Genomic DNA, 17,330 nt, shown 5'->3' with positions numbered 1-17,330 from the left:
ACATTCCCCAGATTGCGCACGCACCGCTCGATCACGCGCGGATCGAGCTCGTGTACAGATTCGTCCGACCGAAAGCAGGGACATGAGCGGCCATTCCAAATGGGCCACCACCAAGCACAAGAAGGCGGTCATCGACGCCAAGCGTGGCAAGGCCTTCGCGAAGCTGATCAAGAACATCGAGGTGGCGGCACGCACGGGTGGCGGCGACCCTTCGGGTAACCCCACGCTCTACGACGCCATTCAGAAGGCGAAGAAGTCGTCGGTACCCAACGACAACATCGAACGGGCCCGCAAGCGCGGCGGCGGCGAGGAAGCCGGCGGTGCCGACTACCAGACGATCATGTACGAGGGCTACGGCCCGAACGGTGTCGCGGTGCTGGTCGAATGTCTCACCGACAACCGCAATCGCGCCGCCGGTGAGGTGCGCGTCGCGATGACCCGCAACGGCGGCAATATGGCCGACCCCGGTTCGGTGTCCTATCTGTTCTCCCGCAAGGGCGTCATCCTGCTCGAGAAGAACGCCCTGAGCGAGGACGATGTCCTGCTCGCGGTCCTCGACGCCGGCGCCGAGGAGGTCAACGACCTCGGTGAGTCCTTCGAGGTCATCTCCGAGCCCACCGATCTGGTCGCCGTGCGCACCGCCCTGCAGGACGCCGGGATCGACTACGACTCCGCCGAGGCCGGCTTCCAGGCGTCGGTCTCCGTCGCGGTCGACGCCGACGGCGCCCGCAAGGTCTTCAAGCTGATCGACGCGCTCGAGGACAGCGACGACGTGCAGAACGTGTACACCAACGTCGACGTCTCCGACGAGATCCTGGCCGAACTCGACGACGAGTGAGTCGGTAGCCGGCTCGCCCGCGCCCGGTGCGGCACGCCGACACCCGCCTACCGGGCGGGTCGACGCGTGCGCCGTATGCTTCGAACAACAGTTCGTAGTGATGGGCGAGAGGGATGCGCCGGTGCGGGTGATGGGTGTCGATCCGGGTCTGACCCGGTGCGGGCTGAGCGTGGTCGAGTCGACCGGTGGCCGCAAGGTGACGGCGCTCGACGTCGATGTGGTGCGCACCGACGCGTCGATGGCGTTGGGGGAGCGGCTGCTGCGCATCGCCGACGCCGTCGACCACTGGCTCGACACCCACCACCCGGAGGCGGTGGCGATCGAGCGGGTGTTCAGCCAGCACAACGTCAGCACTGCCATGGGCACCGCCCAGGCCGGCGGCGTGATCGCGCTCGCGGCCGCGCGTCGCGGTATCGACGTCGCCTTCCATACCCCGACCGAGGTCAAGGCCGCGGTCACCGGCAATGGTTCCGCGGACAAGGCGCAGGTCACCGAGATGGTGACCCGCATTCTGGCGCTGCAGGCCAAGCCGAGCCCGGCCGACGCCGCCGACGCGCTGGCCCTGGCGATCTGCCACTGCTGGCGCGCGCCGATGATGGCCCGGCTCGCCGCCGCCGAGGCCACCGCCGCGGAGCAGAAGCGTCGCTTCCAGGCCCGGCTGCGCGCCGAGCGCACCGCTCGTACCAAGGCCGAGCGGGCCGCTCGAACCGAGGCCGAGCGGGCCGCTCGAACCGGGGCCGCGGCGACACCGACCAGCAAAGGGGTGCGCGGCGCGTGATCTCGTGTATTCGCGGTGAGGTCCTCGAGATCGGACTCGACCACGCCGTCATCGACGCCGGCGGGCTCGGCTACCGCATCAACACCACCCCCGCCACGCTCGCCGGGTTGCGGCGCGGCCAGTCGGCGCGCCTCGAGACCACGCTGATCGTGCGCGAGGACTCGATGACGCTGTACGGCTTCGCCGACCCGCAGGCCCGCGAACTGTTCGGGGTATTGCAGACCGTCACCGGCGTCGGGCCGCGCCTGGCGATGGCGACGCTCGCGGTCCTGGAACCGGATCAGTTGCGCACCGCCCTGTCGACCGGCGATATCAAGACGCTCGTGCGGGTGCCCGGCATCGGCAAGCGGGTCGCCGACCGGCTGGTGGTGGAACTGCGCGACAAGGTCGGCGTCGTTCCCGGCCCCGATGCCGGTGAATCCGGCGGTGTGATCGGCGGACCGGTGCGCGACCAGGTGGTCGAGGCCCTGGTCGGGCTCGGCTTCCTCGCCCGCGCCGCGGAGCAGACCGTCGACGCGGTGCTCGCCGAGCAGCCCGGTGCCGGGACCGCCGTCGTCCTGCGCGCCTCCCTCACCCAGCTGGGCGCGGCCCGATGAGCGACCATTCCGGTACCTTCCGCGATCCCGGCCCCTCGGAGGACGAGGCGCCGATGGTGCCGATTCGGGTGCCGGAGGACGGCGATATCGAGGCGGGGTTGCGACCGAAGTCGTTGACCGACTTCATCGGCCAACCGCGGGTGCGCGAACAGCTGCGGTTGGTGCTGGTCGGCGCCAAACAGCGGGGCAGTGCGCCCGACCACATCCTGCTGTCCGGGCCGCCCGGCCTGGGCAAGACCAGCCTGGCGATGATCATCGCCGCCGAACTCGGCACGGCGCTGCGCGTCACCTCCGGGCCGGCGCTCGAACGGGCCGGAGACCTCGCCGCGATGCTGAGCAACCTCGTCGAGGGCGATGTGCTGTTCATCGATGAGATCCACCGCATCGCCCGCCCCGCCGAGGAGATGCTCTATCTGGCGATGGAGGACTTCCGGGTCGACATCATCGTCGGCAAGGGCCCCGGCGCCACCTCGATCCCGCTGGAGGTCGCCCCGTTCACTCTGGTCGGGGCCACGACCCGGTCCGGCGCGCTCACCGGGCCGCTGCGCGACCGCTTCGGCTTCACCGCACATATGGACTTCTACGAGCCGGACGACCTCGAGCGCATCCTGCTGCGGTCGGCGGCGATCCTCGGGGTCACCATCGACGCGGAGGGTGCGGCGGAGATCGCCGGACGCTCCCGCGGGACGCCGCGCATCGCCAACCGGCTGCTGCGCCGGGTGCGCGACTACGCCGAGGTCCAGGGCGACGGGGTGGTGACCCGCGACGCCGCACGCGCCGCGCTGACGGTCTACGACGTCGACCGCCTCGGCCTCGACCGCCTCGACCGCGCGGTGCTGCGCGCGCTGATCCGCAGCTTCGGTGGGGGACCGGTCGGCGTGTCGACCCTCGCCGTGGCCGTCGGGGAGGAACCGGCCACCGTCGAAGAGGTCTGCGAGCCCTTCCTCGTGCGCGCCGGACTGGTCTCGCGCACCCCGCGCGGACGGGTCGCCACCGCCGGAGCCTGGGAGCACCTCGGTCTCGTGCCGCCCACTGACCTGCAGATCGGTTCGATCACCGTCCGCGACGGCACCCACCAACCGGAATTGTTCGAGTAGTCGATTCGCCGGAGCGATGGCAGACGATTCGCGTCACAGCCTCGCCGTGACAACTATCTCCTCGGCACCGCTCTCCGACGAATGGTTGATCGCCGTGCGGCCGGCGCCGGCGATCCACCGGTTCGACACCGGTGAGGTCGGCTGCCGGTATGTCGCCCGACGATGGCACACTGGTCACGGTCGCGGGTCGCTGGTGTCGACCCGCCATGGCACAACTGATGGCTTCGCCCGCGGACCCGACCAATCGGTTTCGGGTCGCGTGAAGCCCCGTCGAAAGCGAGGCCCGCCCTGGATATGGCATTCCTGCTCCTGCTGCTGTTCGCGGTGATGTTTCTACCCGTCTTTCTCGGGTTCCGCCGCCAGAAGCGGGAGCTGGCACGACAGTCCGAACTGCAGGGCAGCTTGGAGATCGGCGATACCGTCGTGACCTTCTCCGGCCTGCACGGCACCATCGACGAACTGGACGACGAGACCGTCTACCTCGAGATCGCCCCCGATGTGATCACCCGCTGGACGCGGATGGCCATTCGCGAGAAGGTCGCCGAGTCCGCCTTCGAGTATGAAGACGAAGACGACGAATACGACGGCGACGAGACCGTCGACGAGGTCGTCGTCACTCCGGCCGACGACGCCCCGGCGCCGTCGCTGACCAAGGCCCGCGACGACGAGGCTCGTCCCGGCAACTGACCTCGACCCCGGCGCGCGCAGGCCCTCCACGGATGGCCGAGCGCGTCGGGATCGGGTGGTCGAACCACTGTCCTTCCCTCCGGTAGTTCAGCGCCCGCACGGGTCAGTTCAGCGCCCGCACGGGTCGACGCCGCGAATGTCCGACCCGCGGCGCGGCGAATCGCCGGTGGACCGGACCGCCGGCCGATACGACGTCGACCCGGAGTACGGTTTCTCGCCGGGCCGATCGGCGGACGCCGGGCGGCGGAGACAACCGATCGGACGACGCCCGCATGCGAGGCCATCGCGTGCGGGAGCGTCGCCACCGAAGCATCCTTCACATCACATCAGGAGACGTACCGAACGTGGCCTCATCGACTGAGCAGCGCCCCCGCGGTGGGCGCCCACGGCGAACCGCCGAGGGCAAACGGCATCCGTTCCGTCTCCTGACCGCATTCGGCCTGCTGCTCGTGGTGATCTTCGGACTGGTGTTCTTCACCGGTTCGCGCGAAGCCACCCCGAAGCTGGGTATCGACCTGCAGGGCGGCACCCGGGTCACGCTGACCGCGCGCACCCCGGACGGCAACGAACCGAGCCGCGAGAGCCTCACCCAGGCGCAGCAGATCATCGAGACCCGCGTCAACGCTATGGGCGTCAGCGGCTCCGAGGTGGTGATCGACGGCAGCAACCTCGTCATCACCGTCCCCGGCGACGACTCCTCGCAGGCCCGCTCCCTCGGCCAGACCGCCCGCCTGTACATCCGGCCGGTCCTCGGCTCGATCCCCGCGGCCGGACGCGACCAGCTCGGCGCGGCGACCACCGACCCGAACGCGGCCGTCGACCCCAATGCGGCTGTCGATCCGAACGCCGCCGTCGATCCGAACGCGACCGTCGATCCCAACGCGACCGACCCGAACGCGGTCGACCCGAACGCCGCCACCGACGCCCCGGCGCCGCAGAACCGGCCGTTCCCCGCGCAGGACCAGCCCGACACCACCGAGACCCCCGCGCCGACCGATGGCACACCCGCCGACCCGGCCGCGACCGACGCCGCGCCGACCGACGCTGCCACCCCGACCGACGGGTCGACCGCAGACGGCACCGGCCAGGACGGCCGGCCGCTCACCGAGGCCGAGCGCGCCGCCCAGGAGATCCAGTCGGCCCGCCAGCTCCGGCAGAGCAGCGATCAGATGATCCAGCAGATCGCGGCGATGGGCCTGGACTGCAGCGCGCCCGACCCGCTGCAGGGCAACGACGATCCCACCCTGCCGCTGGTCGCCTGCGACACCGACGGCACCAATATCTACCTGCTCGGACCGTCGATCATCGACGGCCAGGACATCTCCGACGCCACCTCCGGCTTCAACAGCCAGCAGGCCCGCTACGAGGTGTCGTTGACCTTCGACTCCGACGCTTCGAACACCTGGGCGCAGTTCACCGCCTCCAGCATCGGCAGCCAGGCGGCCTTCGTCCTCGACTCCAAGGTCGTCAGCGCCCCGGTCATCGAAGGGGTCACCCCGGCCGGCAGCCCGACCTCGATCACCGGCAACTTCACCCCCACCCAGGCGTCCGACCTCGCGCAGACGCTCAAGTACGGCTCGCTGCCGCTGTCGTTCACCTCCTCCGAGGCGGAGACGGTATCGGCGACCCTGGGCCTGGCCGCCCTGCGCGCGGGCCTGATCGCCGGAGCGGTCGGCCTGCTGCTGGTGCTGGTCTACTGCCTGGTGTACTACCGCCTGCTCGGCGTGCTGACCGCGCTGTCGCTGATCCTGTCCGGGCTGGCCGTCTACGGCATCCTGGTACTGCTCGGCCGCTGGATCGGCTACACCCTCGACCTCGCCGGCATCGCCGGTCTGGTCATCGGTATCGGTATGACCGCCGACTCCTTCGTCGTCTTCTTCGAGCGGATCAAGGACGAACTGCGTGAGGGCCGCAGCTTCCGGTCCGCGGTACCGCGCGGCTGGGTGCGCGCCCGGCGCACGATCCTGTCCGGCAACATGGTCAGCTTCATCGCCGCGGCGGTGCTGTACTTCCTGGCGATCGGCCAGGTCCGCGGCTTCGCCTTCACCCTCGGATTGACCACGATCCTCGACGTGGTGGTCGTCTTCCTGGTCACCTGGCCGCTGGTCGACCTGGCCTCGCGCTCCGCGTTCTGGGCCAAGCCGTCGGTCAACGGACAGGGCGCGGTCATGCGCATTGCACGCGAACGCAAGCAGGCCGCCGAACGGCAGGCCGCGACGGTCGGAGCTGGAGAATGAGCACCCCAACGGACCCGGCGGTCGACGTGACGGCCGACCCCGGCCTCGAGACCGAGAAGCAGCACAGCTTCCTCACCCGCCTCTACACCGGTACCGGCGCGCTCGACGTGATCGGCAACCGGCGGCGGTGGTACCTGATCACCGGCGGCATCCTGCTGGTGGCGCTCCTGGCGATCGCGATCCGCGGCTTCAGCTTCGGCATCGATTTCGAGGGCGGCACCCGCATCCAGATCCCCGGCCAGGGGATCAGCACCGAGCAGGTCGAGCAGGTCTACAGCGATACGCTCGGACACGCCCCGGAGACGGTGCAGGCCGTCGGCTCCGGCGCGGGCCAGTCGATCCAGATCCGCTCGGAGACGCTCGACCAGGGCGAGATCGATCAGTTGCGGACCGCGCTGTTCACCGCGTTCCAACCGACCAACGCCAACGGCGAGGTCACCCCGGACGCGATCGGCATCGCCGAGGTCAGCGAGACCTGGGGTGGTCAGATCACCCGACAGGCGCTGATCGCGCTGGTGGTCTTCCTGGTGATCGTGTCGATCTACATCACGCTGCGCTACGAGCGGGATATGGCGATCGCCGCGCTCACCGCGTTGGCGTTCGACCTGTTCGTCACCGCCGGCATCTACGCGCTCGTCGGTTTCGAGGTCTCGCCCGCGACCGTGATCGGTCTGTTGACGATCCTCGGCTTCTCGTTGTACGACTCGGTGATCGTCTTCGACAAGGTCGAGGAGAACACCCGCGGCGTCACCCACCTGCACAGACGGACCTACGCCGAACAGGCGAACCTGGCGATCAACGAGACGTTGATGCGATCGATCAGCACCTCGGTGATCGGCGTGCTGCCCGTGATCGCGCTGCTGGTGGTCGCGGTGTGGATGCTCGGTATCGGCACCCTCGAGGACCTCGCGCTCGTCCAGCTCGTCGGTGTCCTCGTCGGCGCCTACTCGTCGATCTTCTTCGCCACGCCGCTGCTGGTGAGCATCAAGGAACGGTGGGGCCCGATCGCCGAGCACACCCGCAAGGTGCACGCCAAGCGCGCTCGCGCGGCCGAACGGCGCAGCGCCCGCGTCGCGGTCGAGGAGGCCGACGCGGAGGTCGAGTCCGATGCCGACGGCACCCGCGGCGACTCGGTGATCGGCCGGGAGAGCCGCACCCGCGGCAATGGCGACGGATCGGCCGCCGCGGCGACCTCCAGACCCACCACGGCACGATCGGCCGGTTCGCCGGCGGCGACGGCGACCCCGAGTGCGCCCCGCGCCGGGGCTCGACCGACCGGAAAACGTGCCCGACGCCAACGGTGAGGACCCCTCGACGATGACCCTGCCGACGGCAACGACGCCGAAGCGCCGGAGGTTCACCGGCCGCCGGTGGGGTACTGCGGTAGCGGTGATCGCCCTGGTCGCTGCGGGTTGCTCGACCGCCGAGGAGACCCCGACGATCGGCTACGCCATCGACAACGCGGTCACCACCTACAACGCGGGTAGCGCCGCCGGCGCGGCGACCGGGGCGTCGGCGGCCTTCGCCCGCACCCTGACCGGATTCGCCTATCCGGGTCCCGGCGGCGCCGCCGTCGCGGACACCGACTTCGGTACCGCAGAACTGTTGCCGGGCGACCAACAGACCGTGCGCTACACGATCGATCCGGCCGCCACCTGGTCCGACGGCACCGCGATCACCTGCGACGACCTGCTGTTGACCTGGGCGACCCGCAGCGGCCGCATCCGCGACCCGCAGGCGCCGCTGTTCACCCCGGCGTCGACTGCGGGGTACGCCGACATCGAGACCCTCGACTGCGCGGCGGGCACCAAGGAGGCGATCGCGGTTTTCGACACCAACCGCGGCTTCCGCAATTGGGGGCAGCTCTTCGGTGCCGGCGACATCATGCCCGCGCACGTCGCGGGCCGCGAATCCGGTGTCACCGACGTCGTCGGCGCGATCCGCGGCGCCGATCCGGCGGTGCTGCGACCGTTGGCGGAGTTCTGGAATACCGGCTGGACCCTGATCCCCGGCCAGGTCGACCCCAACCGATTCCCGTCCTCGGGTCCGTACCGCATCGAGTCCTATACCGAGCAGGACGGCCTGGTCCTCGTCGCCAACACCGCGTGGTGGGGGTTGCCGCCGGAGGTTCCGCGCATCGTGATCTGGCCGCACGGGACCGACCTGCCCCCCAAGGTCGACGCCGGCACGGTCCAGGTCATCGACGCCTCCGGCAGCCCGGTCACCGCCGCCGGTTTCACCGCGACCACGCAGCCGTCGCTGGCGGTCGAACAATTGATCTTCACCGAGGAAGGGGTACTGGCCAACCCGGCGGTGCGCCGGGCCGTCGCGCTCTGCGTGCCCCGCGCCGACCTCTACAGCCGCTTCGGTCGCGTCGACCCGGCCCCGACCGTCGGGCTCGGCAGCGGCCCGGTCGACACCCGGTTGATGCCGCCCGGTTCCGTCCTGGACAGCGCGGTCGGCGCCGCCTCGGTCGGCGACCGCTATTCCGATCCGGATATCGACGCGGCGATCGCGGCGCTGGCCTCCGCCAACGTCACCGCCCCGACGATTCGCATCGGCTACCTCGGCCCGGACCAGCGCCGCGCCGACGAGGTTTCCGCGATCGCCGACGCCTGCGCGCCGGCCGGCATCACCATCGTCGATGCCTCGGCCCCGGACTTCGCCGCGGTCGCTCCGGTCGAGCCGCGGGCGGACATCGTCCTGGGTGCCGTCGGCGGCGACCAGGGCGCCTCGGGCAGCGCCGAACCGGATCGCGCCCGCGCCGCGCTGCGCACCGGGGAGTCCATCAACCTGGGTGGCTACTCCAACGAACGGGTCAGCACGATTATCGACATCCTCGGGGTCAACAACTCCGATCAGGCGCAGCTCGACCTCGGGACCGAGGCCGAGCGGATCCTCTGGGATCAGATGCCGACGCTGCCGCTGTTCGCCGATGTCCGCACGACAGAGGTCGCGGACGCCGTGTCGGGGGTGCTGTTCAATCCGGCCGGGATCGGTGCAGGATGGAATATGGACCGGTGGCGGTTGAACTGACAGCGGGGACGCCTGTTGTCGGGGATCGCCGGTCCCGCGGTCGCGCATCGAAGTTGCACGGATGCCATCGTTTCCGGGCGTCCGGTCGCTATCGGGGCGTCGTCCGCTGCACGATGGCGCCGTAGTGTGGCACCATCGGACGACGCGCTTGAGGAGGATGCCGGGTGACTCGTCATATCAGTCGTGACTCGGGCCTGTCGGCCGAGGAGGGTTCACCCCCGGTCGAGGACAGTAGGGACCAGGCGCAGGCGCAGCGCGTCCGGCGAGTGATCGCCGAGGTCGACGAGGCCGGCCGCGAGGGACCGAGCACGCGGCCGATGGACCTGTCCGCGCTGCAGACCACCGAACCGATCGACGCCGGGAACTCCCGCGCCGGCGCGGCGACCACCTCGACATCCCGGCGTGTGCGGGCCCGCCTCGCCCGGCGGATCACCGGCTCGCGCAACAGTCTGGTCCGCCCCGTTCTCGAACCGCTGGTCGCCGTCCACCGCGAGGGCTACCCGAAGGCCGACTTCGGGCTGCTCCAACGCGCCTACGACGTCGCCGAGCAGCGGCACGCCAACCAGCGCCGCAAGTCGGGTGACCCGTACATCACCCACCCGCTCGCGGTCGCCACGATCCTGGCCGAGCTGGGCATGGACACCACGACGCTGGTCGCCGCCCTGCTGCACGACACCGTCGAGGACACCGGCTACTCGCTGGCGCAGCTGCAGGCCGACTTCGGTGAAGAGGTCGCCCATCTGGTCGACGGCGTCACCAAGCTCGACAAGGTCGTGCTCGGCAGCGCCGCGGAGGCCGAGACGATCCGCAAGATGATCATCGCGATGGCCCGCGACCCGCGCGTGCTGGTCATCAAGGTCGCCGACCGGCTGCACAATATGCGCACCATGCGCTTCCTGCCGCCGGAGAAGCAGGCGAAGAAGGCGAAGGAAACGATCGAGGTGATCGCGCCGCTGGCGCATCGCCTGGGCATGGCCTCGGTCAAGTGGGAGCTCGAGGATCTCGCGTTCGCGATCCTGCACCCGAAGAAGTACGAGGAGATCGTCCGGCTGGTCGCCGACCGGGCGCCGTCGCGCGATACCTACCTCGCCCGGGTGCGCGCCGATATCGGCAAGCAGCTCACCGACGCGAAGATCGACGCGGTCGTCGAGGGGCGGCCGAAGCACTACTGGTCGATCTACCAGAAGATGATCGTCAAGGGCCGCGACTTCGACGAGATCCACGACCTGGTCGGCATCCGGGTGCTCTGCCAGGACGTGCGCGACTGCTACGCGGCGGTCGGCGTCGTGCATTCGATCTGGCAGCCGATGGCGGGGCGGTTCAAGGACTACATCGCCCAGCCGCGCTACGGGGTCTACCAGTCGCTGCACACCACCCTGATCGGTCCCGAGGGCAAGCCGCTCGAGGTGCAGATCCGCACCTACGAGATGCACCGGACGGCCGAGTTCGGTATCGCCGCGCATTGGCGGTACAAGGAGACGAAGGGCCGTCACCAGGGCGACGCCAACGAACTCGACGACATGGCGTGGATGCGGCAGCTGCTCGACTGGCAGCGCGAGGCCGCGGACCCGAGCGAATTCCTCGAGTCCCTGCGTTACGACCTGTCGGTCAAGGAGATCTTCGTCTTCACCCCGAAGGGCGACGTCAAGACGCTGCCCAGCGGTTCCACCCCGGTCGACTTCGCCTACGAGGTGCACACCGAGGTCGGCAACAAGTGCATCGGTGCCAAGGTCAACGGCCGGCTGGTCGCCCTGGAACGGCGCCTGGAGAACGGTGACGTCGTCGAGGTCTTCACCTCGAAGTCGCCGAATGCCGGGCCGAGCCGCGATTGGGCGAGCTTCGTGGTGTCGCCGCGGGCGAAGACCAAGATCCGCCAGTGGTTCGCGAAGGAGCGTCGCGAGGAGGCGATCGAATCCGGCAAGGATCTGATCGCCCGTGAGGTGCGGCGCAGCGGGCTGCCGCTGCAGCGGCTGCTCGGCGCCGACTCGATGTCCGCGCTGGCCGCCGAACTGGGCTACCGCGACGTATCGGCGCTCTACGCGGCCGTCGGCGAATCCCAGGTGTCGGCCAAGCAGGTGGTCAACACCCTCGTCGCGCAGCTCGGTGGCGTCAGCGACGTCGAGGAGGAGCTCGCCGAGACGATCCGGCCGTCCGCCCTGCCCACCCGGGCGCCGACGACCGGCGACGTCGGGGTGTCGGTGCCGGGCGTCGACAACCTGGTCATCAAGCTCGCGAAGTGCTGCACCCCGGTGCCGGGCGACGAGATCATGGGCTTCGTCACCCGAGGCGGCGGGGTCAGCGTGCACCGCACGGACTGCACCAACGCCGGCTCCCTGCGCCAGCAGTCCGAGCGCCTCGTGGAGGTGGTCTGGGCGCCGACCCCGTCGTCGGTATTCCTGGTGTCGATTCAGATCGAGGCGCTCGATCGGCATCGGCTGCTGTCCGACGTCACCAAGGCGCTGGCGGACGAGAAGGTCAACATCCTGTCGGCCTCGGTGAACACCTCGCCGGGGGAGCGGGTGGCGGTCAGCCGGTTCACCTTCGAGATGGGCGACCCGAAGCACCTGGGCCACCTGCTCAACGTGGTGCGCAACGTCGAGGGTGTCTACGACGTCTACCGCCTGACCTCGGCCGCCTAGCCGGTCGCACCCGAGGGGTGTGGCAATCGGAACCTATACGGGCCGTGGACGCGATATATGCGTCCGCGGCCCGTATAGGTTCCATCTGCCACAGCTGCCCGGCGTATGCCGCCGAGCGGAGCCGGGCCGACGGCGACCGCCGGCCCGGCGCGGTGTCAGTCCAGTTGCACCGAGGTGATCGTCACCGGCTCGGCCGGCGGACCATCCTGCGAACCGTCCGCGGTGCCGGCGGCGGCGATCGCGTCGACGGTGGCGAGGCCGGTGTCGTCGACGGTGCCGAAGACGGTGTAGCGCGGCGGCAGCTGGGAGTCGCCGTAGACGATGAAGAACTGGCTGCCGTTGGTGCCCGGACCGGCGTTGGCCATCGCCAGGGTGCCGCGCGGGTAGGTCACCGGGAAGTCGAGAGCGGGGTCCTCGTCGGCGTACTGGTCACGGGGGAACTCGTCGGCGAACTGGTAGCCCGGCCCGCCGGTGCCGTTGCCGGACGGGTCACCGCACTGCAGCACCTCGAGGCTGCCGGGCACACTGGTCAGGCGGTGGCAGGTGGTGCCGTCGAAGTAGCCCTGCGAGGCGAGTGAGACGAAGCTGTTGACCGTGCACGGCGACTCGGCGTTGTTCAGGGTCAGGCCGATCGGTCCGCGGTCGGTCACCATGCTCATCGACACCGTCTGCACCGTGGTGTCGATACCGTCGGAGCGCGGCGCCTCGACCGGCTTCGAGGCGTCACCGGACGGGGTATAGGTGCAGTTGATCGTCGCGGGCAGCGCCTCGGCCCGACCGTCGGGCAGCGTCGTCCCGTCGCCCTGGATCTGGGTGCTGGGGGAGGCGGCCTCGTTGGAGGTGTCGTCGCTGCTGCCGAGGGTGCGCCACGCCAGAACGCCCGCGACCACCAGCAGCACGACGCCGAGCCCGGAGCCCAGGATCAGCAGCAGACCCCGTTTCCGGGCGTTCTTCTCGCGCTCTTCGATCGTCCGTTGGAGGTCGCGCTGGGCGTTGGCCCGGCGTTCGGCGTTGGTCGGCACCTCGGATGGCTCCTTCGTCGTTCCGCTGGGGTGGCCGACGTCCCGGGGACCTGTCCCGCCGTTCGACTCCACCGGCGGGTAAGTCTGCCACTGCGGATCGCGCGGCCGGCCGTCACCCGCCGGTCGGGCGGCGACCAATCGACATCGGCGCCGGTGTCGGCGATCCCGCCGGTGACCTACGCTCGACGGGTAGGCGCGCACGCAATCGGACGGATCGGGCGACGCCAGGAAGGAGCACCGTGCGGATCAGCGGATTCCCGGCCGGCATGTTTCAGACCAACTGTTACGTCATCGCGGGCGACGGGACGGAGTGTGTCGTCGTCGACCCGGGCCAGGACGCCGCGGCACCGCTGGCACAGGTGCTCGACGAGACCGGTCTGCGGCCGGTGGCCGTGCTGCTGACGCACGGGCACCTCGATCACACCTGGAACCTCAAGCAGGTCTGTGACCGCTACGACATCCCGGTCTACATCCACCCCGCCGACCGGCATATGCTCGCCGACCCCGCCTCCGGGATCGGCCCGCAGCTCGGGCAGTTCATCACCGACGAGACCTTCGAGGAACCGGACACGGTGATCGAACTGACCGATGGGGAGAAGCTCGACCTCGCCGGCCTCGAGTTCGAGGTGCTCGCCACCCCCGGCCATACGCAGGGCTCGGTCTGCTTCCACCTGCCCACCGAAACCTCCGGCGCCGAGATCGGTGTCGTCGTCTCGGGGGACACCCTCTTCGCCGGTTCCGTTGGCCGCAGCGATCTGCCCGGCGGCGACCACGAACAGCTGATCCGCTCGATCGGCGAGTCGCTGCTGCCGCTCGACGATGCGGTGGCGGTCCTGCCCGGCCACGGCCCGGCGACCTCGATCGGCGCCGAGCGCGCGAGCAACCCCTTCCTGAGCTGACGGCGTTCGGCGCGGCCCACGGAATCGTCCCGATCCCTGTTCACCCGCCGCCGTTACCCTGTGGCATGGCGACCACCGCGCGACCGAACAACGACGTTGTCCTGCGACCGGCAAGCCCATCCGACGAAGACGCCGCCGCGCGCATCCTCGCGCAGGCGTTTGCCACCGACGAATTGACCGTCGGTTTGCTGCCACCCGGAAACCGGGACGACCGCCTCCACGACGTCTTCCTTGCGTCGATCCGCGAGACCTTCGGGGCGGGTGGGCACGTATGGCTGGCCGGCGACGGTGCCGGTGAACTGCTGGGCGTCGCGTTGTGGGATGCACCGGGACGCGCGCCGCGACATCGCGACCGGATCCTGGCGGTGCCGCGCTATCTGCGGGCCTTCGGGGCGCGGATCACCGGGGCGATCCGGGCAGAAGCGATCTCCGAGCGGCATCGGCCGCTGGTCCCGCACTGGTATCTGCGCGCGATCGGCACCGTGCCGCAGGCCCGCGGCACAGGGATTGCGGGAGCCCTGCTGCGCGACCGCCTGTCCGCCGCCGACGCGACCGGGTCGGCGGCGTATCTCGAGTCGTCCTCCGACGCCAATGCTCGCTACTACGGCCGATTCGGCTTCGTTCCGATCAGCCGCATCCAGACGCCCGGCAGCACGGCGGCGATCGGCATGTGGCGACCGGCAACGATCCCGTAGGCCGAAGCGGTGCCGTGCCCGCCGCCCCGTCGCGCGCCGTGGGCCGTGGGCCGTGGGCCGACCTTGCCCGCTGCGGCCGGTGACGAGCGGGTCACTACGCTTGTTCGGGTGACCGCAGCATCCGCACCGACCCCCACGCCCGACACCCCGGCGTCCGAACCGTCCGAAATCCCGGCGGCTCCCGCCGAGCACGCGGGCACCCCGTTCGCCGCTCCCAAGGGTGTACCCGACTACGTGCCGCCGACCTCGGCGCAGTTCGTCGCGGTGCGTGATGCGCTCACCCGGGCCGCCCGTCTGGCCGGCTACCAGCACATCGAACTGCCGGTCTTCGAGGACACCGCGCTCTTCGCCCGCGGCGTCGGCGAGTCGACCGACGTGGTCAGCAAGGAGATGTACACCTTCGCCGACCGCGGCGGCCGGTCGGTGACCCTGCGACCCGAGGGCACCGCCGGGGTGATCCGCGCGGTGATCGAACACGGCCTCGACCGCGGCGCGCTGCCGGTCAAGCTCAGCTACGCCGGCCCGTTCTTCCGGTACGAGCGCCCGCAGGCCGGCCGCTACCGGCAGCTTCAGCAGGTGGGCATCGAGGTCGTCGGTATCGACGATCCGGCGCTGGACGCCGAGGTGATCGCGACCGCCGACGCCGGCTTCCGGTCCCTGGGACTCACCGGCTTCCGGTTGGAACTGACCAGCCTGGGCGACGACACCTGCCGCCCGCAGTACCGCGCCGCCCTGCAGGACTTCCTCGCCGGGCTCGACCTCGACGAGGCGACCCGCCGGCGCGCGGAGATCAACCCGCTGCGCGTCCTGGACGACAAGCGCCCCGAGGTCCGCGAGGCCACCGCGAACGCCCCGCTGATGCTCGACTACCTCTCGGAGTCGGCGGCGGAGCACTTCGCGACCGTCCGCAGCCACCTCGACGCTCTGGGGGTGCCGTACGTGGTCAACCCGCGCCTGGTGCGCGGCCTCGACTACTACACCAAGACCACCTTCGAATTTGTGCACGACGGGCTCGGCGCCCAGTCCGGAATCGGCGGCGGCGGTCGCTACGACGGCCTGATGCAGACCCTCGGCGGACAGCCGCTGTCGGGTATCGGCTACGGCCTCGGTGTCGACCGCACCGTCCTGGCGCTCGCGGCGGAGGGCGTCGACGCCGCCCCGGCCGGCCGGGTGGACGTCTTCGGCGTGCCGATGGGTGAGGCGGCGCGGCTGCGCCTGGCGGTGCTCGCCCAGCGGCTGCGGGCCGCCGGCGTGCGCACCGACCTGGCCTACGGCAACCGCAGCGTCAAGGCATCGATGAAGGCGGCCGACCGCTCGGGCGCGGCGGTGGCGATCGTCATCGGCGACCGGGATCTCGAGGCCGAGCAGGTGGTACTGAAGGATCTGTCGAACGGCGAACAGCGCGAGGTGCCGATCGCCGACGTCGTCGACGAGATCGTTCGGTTGGTGCGGGCATGAACGCGAAAGCCGCCGGCGAGGACATCGACCTCGACATCGTTCCCGCCGAGCTGATCGCCCGCCGGGTGCGCGTCGCCGCGGGGCTGCTGCTCGGGCTCGCCCTGGTGATCGCCGTGCTGTCCTGGGTTCTGTGGTCGCCGTGGGTGGCGCTGGTGGCCGGGGTGATCCTGGGACTGCCGGCGATCGGGGCCGCCGCGATGGCGGGCAAGGGTCGGCTGTTTCTGCGGGACAAGGTGATTCACCGGTCCGCCGCGTTCAAGCCGATCCGGGTGGATCTGACGAGGGCCGAGGTGACCCTGCACGCGCGTTCGGCGCGGATCTGCCAGGTGCTGCTGCGCGCATCGGAGGGCGGGTCCGCGGTCAACGTCGTGCTCGCGGTCTACTCCGAGGACGACCGCGGCCGCGAGCTGTCGCCGCTCGCCCTGCGCGGGCTGGCGGACGCGCTGCCGAAGGGCTCACCGATCGCCGCCGCCCTGGTCGGGCAGTTGCGGTGTGTCGCGCGCGATGCGGCGCTGGCGGATCGTCCCCTGTACCGGGCGGTCGAGCTGGTCCGCGACCGGGATCGGCCCGGCACCGGCGCCCTGAACGCCCAGCAGGTCAGCGCCCTGGTCGACTGACCCGGCGGGCGCTACCAGGTGTCGTAGGTATCCGAGGAGACGGCGAAGCCGTGCGCGATCGGGGTCATGCAGGTGACCCCGAACTCGGGGTCGACCGCGCAGACGTAGCCCTCGACGACCAGCAGTTCGCCGTACGGGAGCGTCCGCGGCGCACCGGAATCGGGCGCGAACATCACGCCGCCGGCGTTGAGGAAGCCACCCTCGCCGTCGCCGACCGCGAGGATCGTATTGGCCGGAATCAGATTGTCCGGTGCGCCCGGGGCGGGCAATCGTGGTGCGGTCGAGGGGATCTCGCCCTGGCAGCCGACCTGCGGCAGGTCGCCGGTCAAGGTGGAGGTTTCGATCCCGCAGACGAAGCGGCCCGACGGCGTGGTGAAGTACCAGCCGCCGGGGCGGTCCCCGGCGAAGTCGCCGGCGTCGACGACCGCCTCGTTCAGGGCGTCGGCGATCTCCGGCGGGATGTCGATCAACGCGGTCCCGGTCGGCCGGGTCGTGGTCGGCCGGGTGGTGGTCGGGGCGACCGTCGGGACGTCGGCTCGGGTCATGAAACTCTCGGTGCTGGTGACCGGGGCGGATTGGGCGCTGCCGGCCACCGTCCGGTCGGCGCAGGCGGAGAGCATCGCCGACGCGGCCAGGGCCGCGGCGATCCGGGGGAGCCGTCCGCTGCGCATGGCGGCGATGGTAGGCCCCCGACGCTCCACCCGGGTGTGCAATGGTTCGCCTCAGCGCCC

General features: G+C 70.5%; 15 protein-coding genes. 13 read left to right on the top strand and 2 right to left on the bottom strand.

Annotated elements, in window-relative coordinates; all coding sequences use genetic code 11:
* The first annotated feature begins 82 nt into the window (after positions 1–82).
* The 9 genes from MB1_RS03920 to MB1_RS03880 all read left to right on the top strand — a co-directional run bounded on the left by MB1_RS03920 (position 83) and on the right by MB1_RS03880 (position 11,908).
* Positions 83–838: a YebC/PmpR family DNA-binding transcriptional regulator gene (locus MB1_RS03920; RefSeq protein WP_066903841.1), complete on the top strand. Its 756-nt coding sequence runs from the start codon at positions 83–85 to the stop codon at positions 836–838.
* Between the two features lie 121 nt (positions 839–959).
* Positions 960–1,616: a crossover junction endodeoxyribonuclease RuvC gene (gene ruvC / locus MB1_RS03915; RefSeq protein WP_066904237.1), complete on the top strand. Its 657-nt coding sequence runs from the start codon at positions 960–962 to the stop codon at positions 1,614–1,616.
* Entirely contained in the window at positions 1,613–2,212 is a 600-nt protein-coding gene (gene ruvA / locus MB1_RS03910; protein ID WP_066903839.1) for a Holliday junction branch migration protein RuvA, read from the top strand. The genes ruvC and ruvA overlap by 4 nt, the downstream gene beginning before the upstream one ends.
* 53 nt (positions 2,213–2,265) lie before the next feature.
* Positions 2,266–3,309, top strand: a complete 1,044-nt coding sequence (gene ruvB, locus MB1_RS03905; RefSeq protein WP_066904234.1) for a Holliday junction branch migration DNA helicase RuvB — start codon at positions 2,266–2,268, stop codon at positions 3,307–3,309.
* 294 nt (positions 3,310–3,603) lie between these two features.
* The gene (yajC, locus tag MB1_RS03900; RefSeq protein ID WP_066903837.1) at positions 3,604–3,996 is read left to right on the top strand and encodes a preprotein translocase subunit YajC; all 393 of its coding nucleotides are present in this window, start codon (positions 3,604–3,606) and stop codon (positions 3,994–3,996) included.
* 344 nt (positions 3,997–4,340) lie between these two features.
* Positions 4,341–6,233, top strand: a complete 1,893-nt coding sequence (gene secD / locus MB1_RS03895; RefSeq protein WP_439646919.1) for a protein translocase subunit SecD — start codon at positions 4,341–4,343, stop codon at positions 6,231–6,233.
* The gene (secF, locus tag MB1_RS03890; RefSeq protein ID WP_084350786.1) at positions 6,230–7,537 is read left to right on the top strand and encodes a protein translocase subunit SecF; all 1,308 of its coding nucleotides are present in this window, start codon (positions 6,230–6,232) and stop codon (positions 7,535–7,537) included. Before secD ends, secF begins: the two co-directional genes overlap by 4 nt.
* Entirely contained in the window at positions 7,518–9,269 is a 1,752-nt protein-coding gene (locus MB1_RS03885; protein ID WP_157083890.1) for an ABC transporter substrate-binding protein, read from the top strand. The genes secF and MB1_RS03885 overlap by 20 nt, the downstream gene beginning before the upstream one ends.
* Before the next feature lie 317 nt (positions 9,270–9,586).
* Positions 9,587–11,908 carry a RelA/SpoT family protein gene (locus tag MB1_RS03880; RefSeq protein ID WP_066904225.1) on the top strand — a complete coding sequence of 774 codons (2,322 nt, stop codon included), beginning with the start codon at positions 9,587–9,589 and terminating at the stop codon, positions 11,906–11,908.
* 155 nt (positions 11,909–12,063) lie between these two features.
* Here MB1_RS03880 and MB1_RS03875 read toward each other — a convergent pair whose 3' ends face one another.
* Positions 12,064–12,930 (bottom strand): peptidylprolyl isomerase, encoded by an 867-nt coding sequence (locus MB1_RS03875; protein ID WP_066903833.1) that lies wholly within the window; start codon positions 12,928–12,930, stop codon positions 12,064–12,066.
* Positions 12,931–13,169: 239 nt separating this feature from the next.
* Here MB1_RS03875 and MB1_RS03870 point away from each other — a divergent pair, with 239 nt between their 5' ends.
* The 4 genes from MB1_RS03870 to MB1_RS03855 all read left to right on the top strand — a co-directional run bounded on the left by MB1_RS03870 (position 13,170) and on the right by MB1_RS03855 (position 16,599).
* Positions 13,170–13,829, top strand: coding sequence for an MBL fold metallo-hydrolase (locus tag MB1_RS03870; protein WP_066903831.1), 660 nt, complete (start codon positions 13,170–13,172; stop codon positions 13,827–13,829).
* A gap of 65 nt (positions 13,830–13,894) precedes the next feature.
* The gene (locus tag MB1_RS03865) at positions 13,895–14,524 is read left to right on the top strand and encodes a GNAT family N-acetyltransferase (RefSeq protein ID WP_066903829.1); all 630 of its coding nucleotides are present in this window, start codon (positions 13,895–13,897) and stop codon (positions 14,522–14,524) included.
* Between the two features lie 168 nt (positions 14,525–14,692).
* A complete protein-coding gene (hisS, locus tag MB1_RS03860) occupies positions 14,693–15,982 on the top strand; it encodes a histidine--tRNA ligase (RefSeq protein WP_066904222.1) in 1,290 nt (429 codons plus the stop codon).
* Positions 15,979–16,599 (top strand): hypothetical protein, encoded by a 621-nt coding sequence (locus MB1_RS03855; protein ID WP_066903827.1) that lies wholly within the window; start codon positions 15,979–15,981, stop codon positions 16,597–16,599. The genes hisS and MB1_RS03855 overlap by 4 nt, the downstream gene beginning before the upstream one ends.
* 11 nt (positions 16,600–16,610) lie before the next feature.
* On the opposite strand, the gene MB1_RS03850 is transcribed toward MB1_RS03855, so the two are convergent.
* On the bottom strand, positions 16,611–17,270 hold the full coding sequence (locus MB1_RS03850) for a hypothetical protein (RefSeq protein ID WP_066903825.1): 660 nt from the start codon (positions 17,268–17,270) through the stop codon (positions 16,611–16,613).
* Positions 17,271–17,330: the final 60 nt, after the last annotated feature.

It is taken from the genome of Millisia brevis NBRC 105863 (genome assembly GCF_001552615.1).
Classification (GTDB): Bacteria; Actinomycetota; Actinomycetes; order Mycobacteriales; family Mycobacteriaceae; genus Millisia; species Millisia brevis.
The sequence above is the reverse complement of the archived record's forward strand: the minus strand, read 5'-3'. Positions and strand labels throughout refer to the sequence as shown.